19 protein-coding genes are annotated in these 15,724 nt (G+C 71.0%); 15 read left to right on the top strand and 4 right to left on the bottom strand.

Translation table 11 applies throughout. The features are described from left to right. Positions 1 to 108 precede the first annotated feature (108 nt). The 4 genes from AB0J71_RS25850 to AB0J71_RS25865 are packed head-to-tail and all read left to right on the top strand — an operon-like array spanning position 109 to position 3,021. The gene (locus AB0J71_RS25850) at positions 109 to 966 is read left to right on the top strand and encodes an ABC transporter substrate-binding protein (RefSeq protein WP_364391396.1); all 858 of its coding nucleotides are present in this window, start codon (positions 109 to 111) and stop codon (positions 964 to 966) included. 3 nt (positions 967 to 969) lie between these two features. Beyond that, on the top strand, positions 970 to 1,797 hold the full coding sequence (locus tag AB0J71_RS25855) for an amino acid ABC transporter permease (RefSeq protein WP_364416411.1): 828 nt from the start codon (positions 970 to 972) through the stop codon (positions 1,795 to 1,797). Beyond that, on the top strand, positions 1,794 to 2,537 hold the full coding sequence (locus AB0J71_RS25860) for an amino acid ABC transporter ATP-binding protein (RefSeq protein ID WP_364391392.1): 744 nt from the start codon (positions 1,794 to 1,796) through the stop codon (positions 2,535 to 2,537). The genes AB0J71_RS25855 and AB0J71_RS25860 overlap by 4 nt, the downstream gene beginning before the upstream one ends. Before the next feature lie 55 nt (positions 2,538 to 2,592). After that, a complete protein-coding gene (locus AB0J71_RS25865) occupies positions 2,593 to 3,021 on the top strand; it encodes a CGNR zinc finger domain-containing protein (protein WP_352331380.1) in 429 nt (142 codons plus the stop codon). Between the two features lie 16 nt (positions 3,022 to 3,037). On the opposite strand, the gene AB0J71_RS25870 is transcribed toward AB0J71_RS25865, so the two are convergent. After that, complete coding sequence (locus tag AB0J71_RS25870) at positions 3,038 to 3,331, bottom strand: S24 family peptidase (protein WP_352331378.1); 294 nt, start codon at positions 3,329 to 3,331, stop codon at positions 3,038 to 3,040. Between the two features lie 89 nt (positions 3,332 to 3,420). Between AB0J71_RS25870 and sodN the strand changes: the two genes are divergently transcribed. The 3 genes from sodN to AB0J71_RS25885 all read left to right on the top strand — a co-directional run bounded on the left by sodN (position 3,421) and on the right by AB0J71_RS25885 (position 5,171). Then, complete coding sequence (gene sodN / locus AB0J71_RS25875) at positions 3,421 to 3,822, top strand: superoxide dismutase, Ni (RefSeq protein ID WP_352331376.1); 402 nt, start codon at positions 3,421 to 3,423, stop codon at positions 3,820 to 3,822. A 126-nt stretch (positions 3,823 to 3,948) separates the two neighbouring features. Next, positions 3,949 to 4,374: an anti-sigma factor gene (locus AB0J71_RS25880; protein ID WP_352322897.1), complete on the top strand. Its 426-nt coding sequence runs from the start codon at positions 3,949 to 3,951 to the stop codon at positions 4,372 to 4,374. Between the two features lie 17 nt (positions 4,375 to 4,391). After that, positions 4,392 to 5,171, top strand: a complete 780-nt coding sequence (locus AB0J71_RS25885; protein ID WP_352322896.1) for an RNA polymerase sigma factor SigF — start codon at positions 4,392 to 4,394, stop codon at positions 5,169 to 5,171. Here AB0J71_RS25885 and AB0J71_RS25890 read toward each other — a convergent pair. Beyond that, complete coding sequence (locus tag AB0J71_RS25890; protein ID WP_352322895.1) at positions 5,168 to 5,551, bottom strand: hypothetical protein; 384 nt, start codon at positions 5,549 to 5,551, stop codon at positions 5,168 to 5,170. The genes AB0J71_RS25885 and AB0J71_RS25890 overlap by 4 nt on opposite strands. 89 nt (positions 5,552 to 5,640) lie before the next feature. On the opposite strand from AB0J71_RS25890, the gene AB0J71_RS25895 reads away from it, so the two are divergent. Continuing rightward, positions 5,641 to 6,606 (top strand): diacylglycerol kinase family protein, encoded by a 966-nt coding sequence (locus AB0J71_RS25895; protein ID WP_364416413.1) that lies wholly within the window; start codon positions 5,641 to 5,643, stop codon positions 6,604 to 6,606. A gap of 275 nt (positions 6,607 to 6,881) precedes the next feature. After that, positions 6,882 to 7,136 carry a WhiB family transcriptional regulator gene (locus tag AB0J71_RS25900; RefSeq protein ID WP_352322893.1) on the top strand — a complete coding sequence of 85 codons (255 nt, stop codon included), beginning with the start codon at positions 6,882 to 6,884 and terminating at the stop codon, positions 7,134 to 7,136. Positions 7,137 to 7,318: 182 nt separating this feature from the next. Here AB0J71_RS25900 and AB0J71_RS25905 read toward each other — a convergent pair whose 3' ends face one another. Next, positions 7,319 to 8,788, bottom strand: a complete 1,470-nt coding sequence (locus AB0J71_RS25905) for a histidine kinase N-terminal domain-containing protein (RefSeq protein ID WP_352322892.1) — start codon at positions 8,786 to 8,788, stop codon at positions 7,319 to 7,321. Between the two features lie 474 nt (positions 8,789 to 9,262). Here AB0J71_RS25905 and AB0J71_RS25910 point away from each other — a divergent pair, with 474 nt between their 5' ends. Both AB0J71_RS25910 and bioD read left to right on the top strand, forming a co-directional pair. Further along, the gene (locus AB0J71_RS25910; protein WP_125648113.1) at positions 9,263 to 9,982 is read left to right on the top strand and encodes a GntR family transcriptional regulator; all 720 of its coding nucleotides are present in this window, start codon (positions 9,263 to 9,265) and stop codon (positions 9,980 to 9,982) included. Positions 9,983 to 10,017: 35 nt separating this feature from the next. Then, positions 10,018 to 10,725, top strand: a complete 708-nt coding sequence (gene bioD / locus AB0J71_RS25915) for a dethiobiotin synthase (RefSeq protein ID WP_364416415.1) — start codon at positions 10,018 to 10,020, stop codon at positions 10,723 to 10,725. On the opposite strand, the gene AB0J71_RS25920 is transcribed toward bioD, so the two are convergent. Beyond that, positions 10,722 to 11,297, bottom strand: a complete 576-nt coding sequence (locus AB0J71_RS25920; RefSeq protein WP_352322890.1) for a hypothetical protein — start codon at positions 11,295 to 11,297, stop codon at positions 10,722 to 10,724. The genes bioD and AB0J71_RS25920 overlap by 4 nt on opposite strands. Positions 11,298 to 11,432: 135 nt before the next feature. Between AB0J71_RS25920 and AB0J71_RS25925 the strand changes: the two genes are divergently transcribed. From AB0J71_RS25925 to AB0J71_RS25940, 4 genes are all read left to right on the top strand, one after another. Then, positions 11,433 to 12,593 (top strand): sensor histidine kinase, encoded by a 1,161-nt coding sequence (locus AB0J71_RS25925; RefSeq protein WP_352322889.1) that lies wholly within the window; start codon positions 11,433 to 11,435, stop codon positions 12,591 to 12,593. After that, positions 12,584 to 13,237: a response regulator transcription factor gene (locus AB0J71_RS25930; RefSeq protein WP_352322888.1), complete on the top strand. Its 654-nt coding sequence runs from the start codon at positions 12,584 to 12,586 to the stop codon at positions 13,235 to 13,237. Before AB0J71_RS25925 ends, AB0J71_RS25930 begins: the two co-directional genes overlap by 10 nt. Then, positions 13,234 to 14,013, top strand: a complete 780-nt coding sequence (locus tag AB0J71_RS25935; protein ID WP_352322887.1) for a DUF4097 family beta strand repeat-containing protein — start codon at positions 13,234 to 13,236, stop codon at positions 14,011 to 14,013. The genes AB0J71_RS25930 and AB0J71_RS25935 overlap by 4 nt, the downstream gene beginning before the upstream one ends. Before the next feature lie 63 nt (positions 14,014 to 14,076). After that, positions 14,077 to 15,720 (top strand): acetolactate synthase, encoded by a 1,644-nt coding sequence (locus AB0J71_RS25940; protein WP_352322886.1) that lies wholly within the window; start codon positions 14,077 to 14,079, stop codon positions 15,718 to 15,720. The last annotated feature ends 4 nt before the right edge of the window (positions 15,721 to 15,724 follow it).

The following is a 15,724-nucleotide window of genomic DNA, read 5'->3' on the forward strand; positions in this document are numbered from 1 at the left end:
CGTTCCGTTGACGCATCGTTAAACGCAGGATGACGGACCGCAGCTAAACCCCATTTAAACTGCACAAAACGCAAGTTACGTGGCATAACTCTTTCGAGGAGGCCGTACATGGCCCTCAGCCCCAAGGGCCGCCGTGGCTACGCTGTCGGCGCGCTCGCCCTGACCGCCGCTCTCGCCCTCAGCGCCTGTGGCAGCGACACCGGAGGCTCCTCCGGCAGCACGACCGGCGCGAGCGCCTCCGCGGCCGGCGGCGTGAAGCTCGTCCAGCCCGGCAAGCTCACGGTCTGCACGAACATCCCGTACGAGCCGTTCCAGTTCAAGGACGACAGCGGCAAGATCGTCGGGTTCGACGTGGACATCGTCGACCTCGCCGCGAAGAAGCTCGGCGTGACCCAGAACATCGTGGACATCGACTTCGCGGTGATCAAGAGCGGCGCCGCCATGGCCGCGGGCAAGTGCGACGTGGCCGCCGCCGGCATGACGATCACCGACGAGCGCAAGCAGAACATCGACTTCTCCGAGCCCTACTTCGACGCCACCCAGGCGCTGCTGGCCAAGAAGGGCTCGGGCGCCAAGTCCCTCGAGGACGTCAAGGCCAAGAACCTCAAGCTGGGCGCGCAGGCCAGCACGACCGGCCTCGACTACGTCAAGAAGCAGGGCTTCAACCCCACCGAGTACGCCGACTCGGCCAAGGAGCTGCTGGCCCTGCAGGCCGGGCAGGCCGACGTGATCGTCCAGGACCTTCCCGTGGTGCTGACCTGGCTGAAGAAGCCCGAGATCGCCGAGAAGTTCGAGCTGATCGCCAGCCTGGACACCGGCGAGCAGTACGGCATCGGCCTGAAGAAGGGCGCCGACCCGACCCTGCTCAAGACGATCAACGAAGAGATCACCAAGGCCAAGCAGGACGGCAACTACGAGAAGATCTACGTGAAGTGGTTCGGCAAGAAGCCCGGCGAGCTGGGCTGATCCATGGCCGACCAGCCGACGACCGCTGAGCCCGGCCGGGCCGGGCTCAGCCCTCGGAAGAAACAGCGCATCACGCGGGCCGTCCAGTACGTCGTGCTGGCCGCCGCGCTCGTCGCTGTCGTCCTGTACGCCGACTGGGCCAGCCTCGCCCAGAACTTCGCCAAGGCCGACGTGGCCAAGCAGGCGCTGCCCGACCTGTTCACGATCGCGCTGCGCAACACGATCATCTACACGGTGGGCGGTTTCGTCTTCGCGTTCGTGCTCGGGCTGCTGCTCGCGCTCATGCGGTTGTCGCAGGTGCGGCCGTACCGGTGGATCGCGACCGTCTACATCGAGATCTTCCGCGGCCTGCCGGCGCTGCTCATCTTCCTGATGATCACCTTCCTGCCGCTGGCGCTGCCCGGGTTCGAGGTGCCGTTCGGCACGTACGGACAGGGCATCCTGGGCCTCGGCCTGGTCGGCGCCGCCTACCAGGCGGAGGTCTTCCGGGCGGGCCTGCAGGCGGTCCCCAAGGGCCAGACGGAGGCCGCCAGGTCGCTCGGCATGTCCGCGACCCGGGCGCAGGTGACGGTGGTCATCCCGCAGGCCATCCGCATGGTGATCCCGCCGACCACCAACCAGTTCGTGTCCCTGCTCAAGGACTCCTCGCTGGTGCTGTTCCTGGGCGTCTCGGGCGAGTACGTCGAGCTGGCCAAGTTCGGCAACGACCTGGCCTCCCAGTACGCCAACGCCACGCCCATCATGGTCGCCGGCGTGACGTACCTGATCGTCACGATCCCGCTGGGCTACCTCGCGTCCCGGCTCGAGGGGCGTAAGCGGAGGAGCCAATGACGCACGCCATCGAGCTACGAGGGCTGCACAAGTACTTCGGCCGGAACGAGGTGCTCAAGGGCATCGACATGACGGTCGAGCCGGGCCAGGTGGTGTGCGTCATCGGCCCGTCCGGCTCGGGCAAGTCCACGCTGCTGCGCTGCGTGAACCTGCTGGAGGAGCCCACCAAGGGCAAGGTGTTCGTGCAGGGCGTGGAGGTGACCGACCCCGACGTGGACATCGACGCCGTACGACGCCGCATCGGGATGGTCTTCCAGCAGTTCAACCTGTTCCCGCACATGACCGCGCTGCAGAACGTCATGATCGCCCAGCAGCGCGTGCTGAAGCGCGGCAGGCGGGAGGCCGAGGTCGTGGCCCGGGAGAACCTGGAGAAGGTGGGCGTCGGCGCCAAGTGCGACTCCTACCCCACCCAGCTCTCCGGCGGGCAGCAGCAGCGGGTGGCCATCGCCAGGGCGCTGGCCATGAACCCCGACCTGATGCTGTTCGACGAGCCCACCTCGGCGCTCGACCCCGAGCTGGTCGGCGACGTGCTCACGGTCATGCGCAAGCTGGCCGAGGAGGGCATGACCATGCTCGTGGTCACCCACGAGATGGGCTTCGCCCGCCAGGTGGCCGACCGGGTGGTCTTCATGGACGGCGGCGTCGTCGTCGAGGACGGCGAGCCCGCCCAGGTGATCGGCGACCCGCGGCACGAGCGCACCCGCACGTTCCTGCACCGGGTGCTGCACCCGGAGGAGTGAGCCGTCCGGGCCCCCGGTGGTGCCGGGGGCCCGGCGACTCGTGTAATACTCCCGCATGGACCTGACCTCTTACGCAGAGTGGGCGGTCCGCCTGATCAACGATCCCGCCCCTCCCCCGGAGCTGACCGCCCTGCGCGCCGAGCTGGCCGCCGTGTTCGACGTCGCGGGCGACGCGCGCGCCGTGGCCGAGCGCCTCAACGCCCTGCTCGTGCGCTATCCGGTGCACCCGCGGCTGTCGGACCACGACGGCCAGGGCTGGCACCTCCACCTGGCCGAGGACTCCGCCGCCAGCGCGGTGATGGGCCTGGCCGCCGTCGTCGCCGAGGTGGGCGCCGACCGGCTGGGCCGCTGCCACGAGCCGCGCTGCGCCCGCGCCTTCCTCGACACCTCCTCCAACCGCTCCCGCCGCTACTGCTCCCCCCGCTGCGCCACGCGCGCCAACGTGGCGGCCTACCGGCGCCGCAGGAGCGCCCAGGAGGGCTGAGGGGGCCTCTGGGAGGTCACCTGCGGCGCACCAGCGGCCAGTACCGCAGGACGACGCGCCCGACGATCTCCTCGACCGGCCCGAAGTCCCAGCTGTCGCGACGCCCGCCGGCGCGCTGGTTGTCGCTCTCCAGCCACCAGCCGCCCTCGCCGTGCCACTGGGCGCGTTTCACGATGAGCTGATCGGGGTCGCCGGGCAGCCGGGCCACGACGAGGTCACCCGGATGGACGGCGGCTCCCCGGCGGACGAGGAGCCAGTCGCCGGGAACCAGCGCCGGACGCATCGAATCGCCCTCGACACGCACTCTCATGGGCAGAGACCCCCTACTCCACAGGCGTTGGGACCCGAGTAAGGTCGGTTGTGGACCAAGCTGATTCAGCATCAAGGAAGGACTTTCTGATGCTCGCACGACTGCTACGACCCAAGCATGTCGCCTCCGCCCACTGCGACCTGCCCTGTGGGGTCTACGACCCCGCCCAGGCCCGGATCGAGGCCGAGTCGGTCAAGGCGATCATGGAGAAGTACGAGGCCAGCGACGACCCGGTCTTCCGCACCCGCGCGCTCATCATCAAGGAGCAGCGGGCCGAGCTGGTCAAGCACCACCTGTGGGTGCTCTGGACCGACTACTTCAAGCCGCCGCACCTGGAGCAGTACCCCCAGCTGCACCAGCTCTTCTGGGAGGCCACCAAGCTCGCGGGCGCCGCGGCCGCCAAGGGCACCGTCGACGGCGGCAAGGCCGACGAGCTGCTGGCCAAGATCGACGAGATCTCCAAGATCTTCTGGGAGACCAAGGCCGCCTAAACGGCATAAAAGGCTCTGTGCGGTCCAGACCGCACAGAGCCTTTTCCGTTGATGGCGAGTCTGAATCCGCCAAGGACCTCCCGGGGACGGTAAGTTGCAGTTGGCGTCGGAAACGCGAGGAGGAACGTGACCGAGGAAACCGAGACGCGTGCGGAGGGTGTGGCGGGCATCCGCGATGTGGTGAGCATCAGGCTCCCCGCCGCGAGTGCTTACCTGTCGGTGCTGCGCACGGCCACCGCCGGCCTGGCCGCCCGGCTTGACTTCACCCTGGACGAGATCGAAGATCTGCGCATCGCGGTCGACGAGGCGTGCGCCATGTTGCTGAGCGAGGCGGTTCCGGGCACCGACCTGACCGCCGAGTTCGAGCTGACCGGCGACGTGATGAAGGTCGGCGTCGAGGTGGCCACCGTCGGCAGCTCCGCCCCCAAGCGCGACGACTTCGCCTGGATGGTGCTGACCGCCCTGGCCGACGACGTCGACGCCGTGACCGACTCCCCCGACCGCATGGCGATCGTCCTGCGTAAGCGCCGAGGCGCAGCGAGGCCGGCGTGACGGAAAGGACTGGAGCCATGGCCACCAGCGAACACGCCGTACCCGACAGGGTTCGTGCCCGCTTGCTCTTCGCCGAGCTGGCCGAGCTGGGTCCCGAGGAACCGCGACGCCAGCGCATCAGGGACGAGCTGGTCGAGCTTCACCTTCCGCTGGTCGAATACCTGGCCCGCCGCTTCCGCAACCGCGGCGAGTGGCTCGACGACCTCACCCAGGTCGCCACGATCGGCCTGATCAAGTCGATCGACCGGTTCGATCTCAAGCGCGGGGTGGAGTTCTCCACCTACGCCACGCCCACCATCGTCGGCGAGATCAAGCGGCACTTCCGCGACAAGGGCTGGGCGGTCCGGGTGCCGCGCCGCCTGCAGGAGCTGAAGCTCTCGCTGACGAAGGCGATCAGCGACCTGTCGCAGCGCGAGGGCCGCGCGCCCACGGTCGCCGAGCTGGCCTCCTACCTCAAGATGACCGAGGAGGAGGTGCTGGAGGGCCTGGAGTCGGCCAACGCCTACTCCACGGTGTCCCTCGACGCGCCCGACTCCGGCGACGACGACGCCCCGGCGGTGTCCGACTCGCTGGGCATCGTGGACGAGTCGCTGGAGGGCGTCGAATACCGCGAGTCGCTCAAGCCGCTGCTCGAACGGCTGCCGCCGCGCGAGAAGCGCATCCTGCTGCTGCGGTTCTTCGGGAACATGACGCAGTCGCAGATCGCGACCGAGCTGGGCATCTCGCAGATGCACGTGTCCCGGTTGCTGGCCCGTACCCTCGCCCAGTTGCGCGAGGGGCTGACCGCGGAGGACTAACCGTCCCCGTAGAGAGCATGGGTGGTGGGGGGCGCGAGCAGCGCCACCAGCCCGGTCAGGGCGACCACGATCAGCGGCACGCCGATCAGTGGCTGGTCCGACTGGATGAGCGTGACCCCGACGGGCAGCAGGAAGATCTGTGCCAGCACGCCCGGCGACCTCCCCCACCGCTCCGCCCGCAGCAGGCCGCCCCAGGCGACCCAGAGCAGCCCGGCTCCGATGAGCAGCCCGAAGACCGACTCCGCGATGGCCGTGGTGAGACTGTCAGGCGTGCTCACCACCGTCTCCACCGCGACGTAGACGCCGAGCCCGAGCGCGACGAGCCCCTCCAGGGCCACGACGACGGCGGCGACGAGCAAACTCCACGGACGCTTCGACACAGCCAAACCCTATCCGCCCCCGGGTCCGGTCCCGCCGGTGATGTTCCCCCACCCCGAACGGGTCGGCGATCAGCGACTACGCTGGCGATATGCGCGCAATGTTGCTGGTCAATCCCAAGGCCACCACCACCAACGCCCGCACGAGGGACGTGTTGATCCGCGCGCTGGGCGCGGCCGTGGAGCTGTCGGTGGAGGAGACCGGCTACCGGGGGCACGCCGCGACGCTGGCGGCCACGGCCCGCGCCAAGGGCTTCGACGTGGTCGCGGTGCTCGGCGGCGACGGCACGATCAACGAGACCGTCAACGGCCTGCTCAACCCGGTCAACGGCCACGACGTCCCGCCGGCCGACGATCCGAGCTCCGGCCGTCCCGGACTGATCGTGATCCCCGGCGGCAGCGCGAACGTGTTCGCCCGCTCCCTCGGCCTGCCGAACGAGCCGGTCGAGGCCACCGGCGCGGTCCTGGAGGCGCTGCGAGAGGGCCGGCGCCGGACCGTGGGCCTGGGCCAGGCGCGCTGGGAGGGAGAGAGCCGGTACTTCACGTTCTGCGCGGGCATGGGCTACGACGCCGAGGTCGTACGGGCCGTGGAGGGCCTGCGGGGCACGGGGCGGAAGGCCACTCCTGCCCGGTACGTGAACACCGCTCTGCGGCACTATCTGGCCACGGACAAACGGCACGCCCCGATGACCCTGTCCGGGCCGGGCATCCCGGCGGCCGAGGGCGTGTTCATGGCGATCGTCTCCAACACCTCGCCGTGGACGTACCTGGGGGCCAAGCCGGTGACGCCGACGCCGTGGGCGAGCTTCGAGACCGGGCTCGACCTGCTCGGGCTGAGGCGGATGGGGCCCGTCCAGATCGCCGGGCTGATCCGGCAGATCCTCACGGAGAGTGACGCCCTCCCGTCCGGCAAGCACCTCGTCCAGCTGCACGACGAGGCCGAGTTCACCCTCGCCGCCGACCGTCCCGTGGCCTTCCAGCTGGACGGGGACTACCTGGGAGAACGCGAATCCGTAACGTTCCGGTCTACCCCGAACGCGTTACAAGTTCTGGTCTAGCTGGTTACATTCGGTCATTGTGTGACGCATCCGACATCCATAACCGCCAAAACTTCGCCCCAACCCCCTTGCGTGCACTCTCCGTGGCTGGAAGGCTCAAGACTGACGTCGGAACGTAGGACCTTTAACACCCCCAAGGCCCTCCGGCCGTCAGGCGGACAACCCCGGTCCAACACCTGGATTCGGGTAATTGTTCGCGCGAGTTAGTGAAACTCTTCACAAAGTAGTAGCCGCACGGAGCCGACCAAAGGTTCCATCTACTAAGGAGTGGACGCATGGACTGGCGCCACCGAGCTGCCTGCCGTGACGTGGACCCCGAGCTGTTCTTCCCGATCGGCAACACCGGCCCTGCCCTGAGCCAGATCGACGAGGCCAAGCAGGTCTGCCGGTCCTGCCCGGCCGTCGACGCCTGCCTGAAGTGGGCGCTGGAGTCCGGACAGGACGCCGGCGTCTGGGGCGGCCTGAGCGAGGACGAGCGTCGCGCCCTCAAGCGCCGCACCGCCCGCGCCCGTGCCCGCGCCTCCGCCTGACCTGCCTCATCTGATCTGCCCCGCCTGATCCCCCTCCGATCGACCCTGCCTTCCCCGCAGGAGCCGCCCAGCTTGGCGTGATCGATGTGTCCGCCAAGACCCCGTCGCGACGCGTACGCGGCGGCCAGGCTCGTACGGACCGGGCGCCGCCCTCGACGACGGCCGCCCGGCCCGGCGGACTCTCAGGCGGACGGCAACGGGATCGACAACCCGACGTGCGTGCCGCCGCCCTCCCGCGGCTCGATCGTGAGCTTGCCCGACAGCTCCCCCTCCACCAGCGTGCGGACGATCTGCAGCCCCAGACTGGTGGACTTGTCGAGGTCGAAGTCCGCGGGAAGGCCGCGCCCGTCGTCCCAGACGGTGACGTTGAGCCGGTCGGGGGCGGGCTCGACCAGCACCTCCATCCGCCTGGGACGCCCGTGCTGCAACGCGTTCTGCAGCAGCTCGGTCAGCGCCATGGCCAGCGGCGTGGCGATGAGCGAGGGCAGCACGCCGAACGCGCCCACCCGGCGCGGCGTGACCGCCGCCTCGGCCGCCGACACCTCGCCCGCCATCGCGATCACCCGGTCGGCGATCTCGTCGAAGTCGACGAACTCCTCCGGCGCGTGCGACAACGTCTCGTGCACGATGGCGATCGAGCCGACGCGGCGCACGGCCTCCTCCAGGGCCTCGCGTCCTTCGGGCACCTGCAGGCGCCGGGCCTGGAGGCGCAGCAGCGCGGCGACCGTCTGGAGGTTGTTCTTCACGCGGTGGTGGATCTCGCGGATCGTGGCGTCCTTGGTCATCAGCTCGCGCTCGCGCCGCCGCAGCTCGGTGACGTCCCTGATGAGGACGAGCGCGCCGATGCGGCCGCCGCCGACGATCAGCGGGATGGCCCTGAGCTGCACGATCGTGCCGCCCGACTCGACCTCGGTCTCCTTGGCCGCGCGCCCGCTGGCCACGATCATCAGGTCTTCGTTGATCGGCTCGTCGGAGTAGCACAGCGTCGCCGTCACCCGGCCCAGCTCGGCGCCGACCAGGTCGGCGTGCAGGCCCAGCCGCCGGTAGGCCGACAGCGCGTTGGGCGAGGCGTAGGTGACCCGCCCGGCCCGGTCGAGCCGCAGCAGGCCGTCGCCGACGCGCGGCGAGCGGACCAGGATCGGCTCCTCCCCCGAGAACGGGAAACGCCCCTCGGCCACCATCTGCGCCAGGTCGGACGCGCTCTGCAGGTAGGTCAGCTCCAGCCGGGACGGGGTGCGGGCCGAGGACAGGTTCGTGGAGCGCTGGATCACCCCGAGGAAGCGGCCCTCGCCGTTGTCGACCGCCCGGCGCACCGGGATCGTCTCCTCGCGCACCGGGACGCCCGTGGACCAGTCGGGATCGCCCTCGCGGCAGATGCGGCGCTCGTTCCAGGCCGTGTCGATGAGGTGGCGCTCGCCCTTGGCGGCCACGCTGCCGACGATGTCGTCGTGGTAGACGGTGGGGCCGGTGGTGGGACGCATCTGGGCGATGGCGATCCAGCCGTTCTCACCGAGCAGCGGCGCCCACAGGATGAGGTCGGCGAAGGACAGGTCGGCCAGCAGCTGCCAGTCGGAGACCAGCGAGTGCAGCCAGTCGAGGTCCGCCTCGTCGAGTGCGGTGTGGCGGGCGACGAGGTCGCTGAGAGTCGGCACGAGTGCATCATGCGTGCTTTCGCCGCCAACAGCCAAACCGACCCCCTGATCGAATGCGCAGCTCCTGGCCGGGGAAGGACTCCGCACGGCGGGACACGGGCGCGGCACGGGTGCGTCGTCGTGCACCCGGTGCGACTTTCGGGGAATCTCATACTGTGAGAACCGTCACACGGCGGGATCGCTCGATCCCCATGACGGGGCTTCACGGGCATTGCCGGAGGTGATCGACACGGGCGGGGGGCTCCTCGACGACGCGGGCCTGACACCGGCCTCGGTTGCGATCGCGCACGCTGCTGTGGATATCCTTCACAATCAGTCTGAGCTGCCCGGATTCGCGCGTACTTGGCGGTGTGCGCGCTCCGTGCGGATATGCCGTCCTCCCAGGTGGTTGACCGCTCGGGCCGATATGAGTTCCGATGATCTCGCGGTGATCAGACACGCCCTCACCGCCGTGCCAGAAGTGAAGGTGAGAGCGTGACCGACGACGGCCCCCGCGTTCCCAAGTACTACGACGTGAAACGCAGTCTTCTGGAGCTCACCAAGAGCCTGCCCGCGGGCACCGCCCTGCCTCCCGAGCGCACGCTGGCCGTGCGGTTCGAGACCTCGCGCACCACCGTCCGCCAGGCGCTGACCGAGCTGGTCGTGGAGGGCAGGCTGCTGCGCATCCAGGGCAAGGGCACGTTCGTGGCCCAGCCGAAGGTGGCGCAGGTGCTCCAGCTCACCTCCTACATCGGCGACCTGCGCACGGCGGGCCTGGAGCCGGACACGAAAATCCTGGAGATCGGCTACATCACCGCGGACGAGGCCCTGGCGCGGCGGCTGGCCATCAACCCCGGCGGCCGGGTGCTGCGCATCCACCGGCTCCGGCTGGCCAACGGCGAGCCGGTCTCGATCGACACCACCCACCTGTCCGCGCGGCGCTTCCCCCGCCTGCGCCGGGAGCTGGAGGTGCACGCCTCCCTGTACGAGACGCTGCACAACGCCTACAACGTACGGCTCACGGACGCCGAGGAGATCATCGAGACCGTGCTCGCCACCCCGTACGACGCCAAGGCCCTGGGCGTGGACGTCGGCCTGCCGATGCTGCTGCTGACCCGCCACGCCTTCGACGCCGACGGCCACCCGGTGGAGTGGGCGCAGTCCCTCTACCGCGGCGACCGGTACAAGTTCGTCACGCGGCTGCGGCGTCCCTGACCGGGATGGCGGGCGGCGGCTTCTAGGCTGGGACGATGAGCGTTCTCGTCGTGTCCGGCACCGACTTCGGCGTGGGCAAGACCGTCGTGACGGCCGCGGTGGCCGCCCTGGCCAGGGAGCGGGGGGCGTCCGTCGCCGTGGTGAAGCCGGCGCAGACCGGCGGCGGGCACGACGTCGACGAGGTGATCCGGCTCTCCGGGGCGAGCACCACGTTCGAGCTGGCGCGCTTCGGCGAGCCGCTCTCACCGGCCGCCGCGGCGCGGGTGGCCGGGGTGCCGCCGGTGTCGCTGACGGCCGCCGCGCGGTTCGTCGAGGAGCTGGCCGAGAGCAACCGGCTGGTCGTCGTGGAGGGCACCGGCGGCCTGCTGGTGCGCTTCGACGAGGACGGCACGACGATCGCCGACCTGGCCCGGCTGGTGGGCGCGCAGGTGCTGGTCGTGGCGGGGGCCGGGATCGGGGCGCTCAACCACACGGCGCTGACCCTGGAGGCGCTGGCGCACCGGGGGCTCGACCCGGCGGGCGTGGTGATCGGGCGCTGGCCGCGGGAGGCCGGGATCGCCGAGCGCAGCAACGTCGCCGACCTGGAGATGCTGGCCGCGCGGCCGCTGGCGGGAGTGCTGCCCGAAGGGGCCGGGCGACTCGGCCGCGAGGCGTTCGCCCAGCTGGCGCGCGAGGGGCTGGGCGCCACGCTGGGCGGTTCCTTCGACCCGCCCGCCTTCAAGCGGCGGGTGGGGGTGCTCTAGCAGGCGGCCTCGGGCAGGCGGCAGACCTTGACGGTCATCCGGCGTGCCTGGTCGATCAGCCCGCGGAAGCCCTTGAGCGGCAGGCTCTTCGTGGGCCAGGCCGACTCGCCGGCGATGTAGAGCGCCGCGCCGCGCCTGACCGCGATCGCGTGCTCGCCGCTCTCGAAGAACCGGCCGCCGGCGCGCAGGCCGTCGTCGCCGACGTCCAGGGGCTTGGTGAAGTAACGGTGGCGGTTGACGCCCTTGCCCACGTCGGCGCAGCGCCTGAGGTCCGCGCGCAGGACGCGCATGGCGGCCTCGGCGTGCCGGACGCTCCGGTAGACGACGAGCTGCTCGTACTTCATCTCGTCCTCGCTGGAGTACAGGACGGCCCGCGCCGTGAGCCGGCCGCCGTCCCGCCGCCGGTGCGACAGGCACGGGTCGAGCTGGAGCGGCAGCGTGGCGGAGTTCTTGACGGTGTAGGTCTCCCACTGCTTGGCGGGCGGGTGCTTCTCCAGGAACAACATGCCGTGCGGTAAGCCGCCCAGGACCGTGGACGCGGCCGCCAGCGCGGCGACCCCTGCTGCGAACATCCGAACCTCCCCTTGGTCTGTTGGGGAGTGAGATGTTCGCTTTGCGGCAATTGTTCGAGGGTGGGGTTAGCTCTACCGTCCACCGGCACACCAGGCCCATTTCGTGGGGGTCTGGTGGGTCAATACCTTTGACGCATGAAAGTCCCCCGTCCCTGGTCGGCGCGTGCCTGGCTCGACACGTCCCACGTGATGATCGGGCTGCCGGTCGCCGTGGTGCTCGGCGGGCTCACGCTGCTGCTGGCCGTGGCCCCGCCGGTGCTGCGGCGCGGCATCCCGGTGTTCACCCGGGTGCAGCGGTCCAGGTTCGCGGCCTTCCTCGGCGTCCGCATCCCGCCGCCGGTGGCGCCGGCCGGCTGGCGCAGGGCGGCCACCTGGCGGCAGATCGCCTACCACCTGCTGTCGCCCTTCGTGGGCGCGGCGGCGGCCTTCCTCGTCGCGCTGGCGTGGGGCGGGGCCGTGGTGGGGCTGCTGTCGTTCGTGCCGCCGCGGGTGCAGGCGCCGCCGCTGGTCTTCCTCGTCGATCTGCGCGATCCGGTCATCATGGGGATCACCACGGCGACCGGCCTGGCGCTGCTGCTGCTCGCCCCGGTCCTGGCCAGGGGCATGGCGGCGCTCGACCTGTCGGTGGCGCGCACGCTGCTCGGGCCCAGCCGCACCGAGCTGGGGCAGCGCATCGAGACGCTGACCGAGAGCCGGGCCGGCGTGATCGACGCCGCCGACGCCGAGCGCCGCAGGATCGAGCGCGACCTGCACGACGGCGCCCAGCAGCGCCTGGTCTCGCTCGCCATGAACCTCGGCCTGGCCAGGGCCACCCTCACCGACCTGCCCGAGCCCGCCCGTGAGGCGATCGAGCGGGCCCACGAGGAGGCCAAGCAGGCGCTCAAGGAGCTGCGCGACTTCGTCCGCGGCCTGCATCCGGCCGTGCTCAACGACCAAGGGCTCGACGCGGCGCTGTCCGGCGTCGCGGCCCGCGCCCCGCTCCCCGTACGCCTGCGCGTCGACATCGACCGGCGCGCCTCCCCGACCATCGAGGCGGTGGCCTTCTTCATCGTGTCCGAAGCACTGACCAACATCGCCAAACACGCCGCAGCGACCAGGGCCGAGGTGACGGTCCGGCGCGAGCGCGACCGCCTGCACGTGCTCGTCCACGACGACGGCTGCGGCGGCGCCCGGCTCGACGGCGGCACCGGCCTGCGCGGCCTGGCCCAGCGCATCGACTCCGTGGACGGGACGCTGCGCCTGTCCAGCCCGTTCGGCGGGCCGACCACGATCGAGGTGGAGCTGCCGTGCGAGTAGTGCTGGCCGAGGACTCCGTCCTGCTGCGCGAGGGGCTGGTCAGGCTGCTCGACGCGTCCGGCATGCGGGTGGTGGCGGCCGTGGACGAGGCCGAGGGCCTGCTGCGGGCCGTCGAGGAGCACCGGCCGGAGCTGGTGATCACCGACGTCCGGATGCCGCCCACGCACACCGACGAGGGGCTGCGCGCGGCTCTCGTGCTGCGCCGCCAGCATCCCGGCCTGGCCGTGCTGGTGCTCTCCCAGTACGTCGAGGAACGCTACGCCGCCCGGCTGCTGTCCACGGCGGCCGGCGGCGTCGGCTACCTGCTCAAGGACCGGGTGGCCGACGTGGCCGAGTTCATCGACGCCCTGCGCAGGGTCGCCGGCGGCGGCACCGCCCTCGACCCGGAGGTGGTCGCCCAGCTCCTGCTGCGCGGCGACAGCGACCCGCTGGAACGGCTGACGCCCCGCGAGCACGAGGTGCTCAAGCTCATGGCCGAGGGCCGCTCGAACGCCGGCATCGGCCAGGCCCTCGTGCTCAGCGAGGGAGCCGTGGGCAAGCACATCGGCAACATCTTCACCAAGCTCGACCTGTCCCCCGCGGAGGGCGATCACCGCCGGGTCCTCGCCGTCCTGCAGTTCCTCAAGATCAGGAGCATGCCGTGAGGACCATCTGGCTGACGGCGGGAGCCGTGACGACGGTGGCCGCCCTGCTGCTGTCCGTCCTGCTGGTCTGGAACGGGTTCGCCCGCGCCACCGCGCCGCAGGAGACACGGGCCAGGACGGTCCCGTTCGCGCTGGACACGCTGAAGGTCACCACGGGCAGCGGCGAGGTGAGCGTCGAGATCGTGCCGGGCCCCGCGGGAGAGCTGACGATCGCCCGGTCCGTGAACTGGACCTCGATCGACCGGCCGGTGATCACCGAGGACTGGACCGGCGACACCCTGCGGCTGGACATCCGCTGCGGGGCCGCGCGGCAGCCGGACGGCCCGGTGTGCCGGGCGGACTACACGCTGCTGGTGCCCTTCGAGACCGGGGTCGAGGCCAGGACGACCGTCGGTGAACTGGGGGTCAGCAACGTGGTCGGCGACGTGCGGCTGACGACCGTGTCGGGGAACGTGCGGGCCGACGGCGTCACCGGCGAGGTCTGGGCCAGGTCCGGTTCCGGGTCCGTCTCCGGCAACGTGATGCTCGGCGGCAAGGCCGACGTCGAGACCGGCTCGGGCGACGTACGGCTCGACTTCGCCAACCCGCCGCTCACGGTGAGGGCCGTCGCGCGGGCCACCGGCGACGTCGACCTGCGGCTGCCGCCGGAGGCCTACGACGTGACGACCGAGGGTCGCCGCACCGAGGTGGAGGTCGACGCGGTGAAGGGCGCGCCCCGGAAGGTCGAGGCGCGGGCGCCGCTGGGCTCGGTCCGCGTCTGCTGTGGACAGGGCTAGGACGCGGCCGGACGCAAGCCTTGAGATCTGTTTACTCTTGTCACTGGTTGGTAAGTTCCCGGCATGGAGTCTGCGAAGCACGCCGGTGACGTCGCCGTCGCCGTGTCCAAGGCCTACGGCGTCGAGACCATGTTCACGCTCTCGGGAGGCCACGTCTTCCCGCTGTACGACGGCGCGGTCCACGAGGGCATGCGCATCCTCGACGTGCGCCACGAACAGAGCGCGGTCTTCGCCGCCGAGGCGACGGCCCGGCTGACCAGGAAGCCCGGCCTGGCCGTGCTGACCGCCGGGCCGGGCATCACCAACGGCGTCAGCGGCATCGCGACCGCGCACTTCAACGGCTCGCCGGTGGTCGTCATGGGCGGCCGCGCCCCGCAGTCGCGCTGGGGCAGCGGCGCCCTCCAGGAGATGGACCACCCGCCGCTGCTCGGCCCGATCACCAAGCTGTCGTTCACCGCCTCCGGCGCCGACTCGATCGGCCAGGACGTCGAGTCCGCCTTCCGCACCGCCGTCGCGCCCCAGCGCGGCCCGGTCTTCCTCGACTTCTACATGGACCACCTGTTCGCCCCCTCGCCCGCCCACGAGGTGCACACGCAGTCGCCCTCGCCGCTGGAGCCCGACCCCGACGACCTGGCCGCCATCGCCCGGCTGCTGTCCGAGGCCGAGCGTCCGGTGCTGGTCTACGGCTCCGACGTGTGGATGGACCGGGCCGAGGAGGCCGCGCGCGACTTCGCCGAGACCTGGCGGCTGCCGGTCATCCCCAACGGCCAGGGCCGCGGCATCCTGCCCGCCGGGCACGAACTGCTCGTCACCCGCGCCCGCAGCGTGGCCTTCTCCCAGGCCGACCTGGTCATCGTGATCGGCACCCCGCTCGACTTCCGGCTCGGCTACGGCCAGTTCGGCGGCAAGGACGGCGCGCCGGCCCGCGTCGTGCACATCGCCGACGCGCCCTCGCAGCTCGCCACCCACATGCAGCCCGCCGCCAAGGCCGCGGGCGACCTGTCGGTGGTGCTCTGGAGCCTCGGCGCGGCCTGCGGCGACGCGGGGGTCAAGCCCAGCTCGTACGCCTCCTGGCTGTCCACGCTGTCCGAGGCCGCCGCCGCCGCGATCGAGGGCGACGCCGAACTGCTGGCCGCCGACACCGACCCGATCCACCCCATGCGCATCTACGGCGAGCTGGGCAAGGTCCTGGCCGACGACGCCGTGGTGATCGGCGACGGCGGCGACTTCGTCTCCTACGCCGGCAAGTACGTCGAGCCCAGGCAGCCGGGCAACTGGCTCGACCCCGGCCCGTACGGGTGCCTCGGCACCGGGCTCGGCTACTCCATCGCCGCCCGCCTGGCCCGCCCGTCCTCGCAGGTCGTGCTCCTGCTCGGCGACGGCGCCGCCGGCTTCTCCCTGATGGACGTCGACACCCTCGTCCGCCACCGGCTGCCGGTCGTCATGATCTGCGGCAACAACGGCATGTGGGGCCTGGAGAAGCACCCCATGCAGTTCCTGTACGGCTACGACGTGGCCGCCGACCTCCAGCCGCAGTGCCGCTACGACCAGGTCGTGACCGCGCTGGGCGGCGGCGGCGAGCTGGTCACCAAGCCGTCGGAGATCGGGCCGGCGCTGCGCAGGGCGTTCGACTCCGGCATCCCGTACATGGTGAACATCGCCACCGACCCGCAGATCGCCTACCCGCGCAACACCACCGGGATCTGACCCC

Source organism: Nonomuraea sp. NPDC049637 (assembly GCF_040675235.1).
Classification (GTDB): domain Bacteria; phylum Actinomycetota; class Actinomycetes; order Streptosporangiales; family Streptosporangiaceae; genus Nonomuraea.

Coding starts and splice junctions, on each gene's coding strand:
- AB0J71_RS25885 (WP_352322896.1), top strand. CDS start 4,392: ATGGCCACCAGCGAACACGCCGTACCCGACAGGGTTCGTGCCCGCTTG.
- AB0J71_RS25860 (WP_364391392.1), top strand. CDS start 1,794: ATGACGCACGCCATCGAGCTACGAGGGCTGCACAAGTACTTCGGCCGG.
- bioD (WP_364416415.1), top strand. CDS start 10,018: ATGAGCGTTCTCGTCGTGTCCGGCACCGACTTCGGCGTGGGCAAGACC.
- AB0J71_RS25900 (WP_352322893.1), top strand. CDS start 6,882: ATGGACTGGCGCCACCGAGCTGCCTGCCGTGACGTGGACCCCGAGCTG.
- AB0J71_RS25920 (WP_352322890.1), bottom strand. CDS start 11,297: ATGTTCGCAGCAGGGGTCGCCGCGCTGGCGGCCGCGTCCACGGTCCTG.
- AB0J71_RS25925 (WP_352322889.1), top strand. CDS start 11,433: ATGAAAGTCCCCCGTCCCTGGTCGGCGCGTGCCTGGCTCGACACGTCC.
- AB0J71_RS25855 (WP_364416411.1), top strand. CDS start 970: ATGGCCGACCAGCCGACGACCGCTGAGCCCGGCCGGGCCGGGCTCAGC.
- sodN (WP_352331376.1), top strand. CDS start 3,421: ATGCTCGCACGACTGCTACGACCCAAGCATGTCGCCTCCGCCCACTGC.
- AB0J71_RS25850 (WP_364391396.1), top strand. CDS start 109: ATGGCCCTCAGCCCCAAGGGCCGCCGTGGCTACGCTGTCGGCGCGCTC.
- AB0J71_RS25865 (WP_352331380.1), top strand. CDS start 2,593: ATGGACCTGACCTCTTACGCAGAGTGGGCGGTCCGCCTGATCAACGAT.
- AB0J71_RS25940 (WP_352322886.1), top strand. CDS start 14,077: ATGGAGTCTGCGAAGCACGCCGGTGACGTCGCCGTCGCCGTGTCCAAG.
- AB0J71_RS25870 (WP_352331378.1), bottom strand. CDS start 3,331: ATGAGAGTGCGTGTCGAGGGCGATTCGATGCGTCCGGCGCTGGTTCCC.
- AB0J71_RS25895 (WP_364416413.1), top strand. CDS start 5,641: ATGCGCGCAATGTTGCTGGTCAATCCCAAGGCCACCACCACCAACGCC.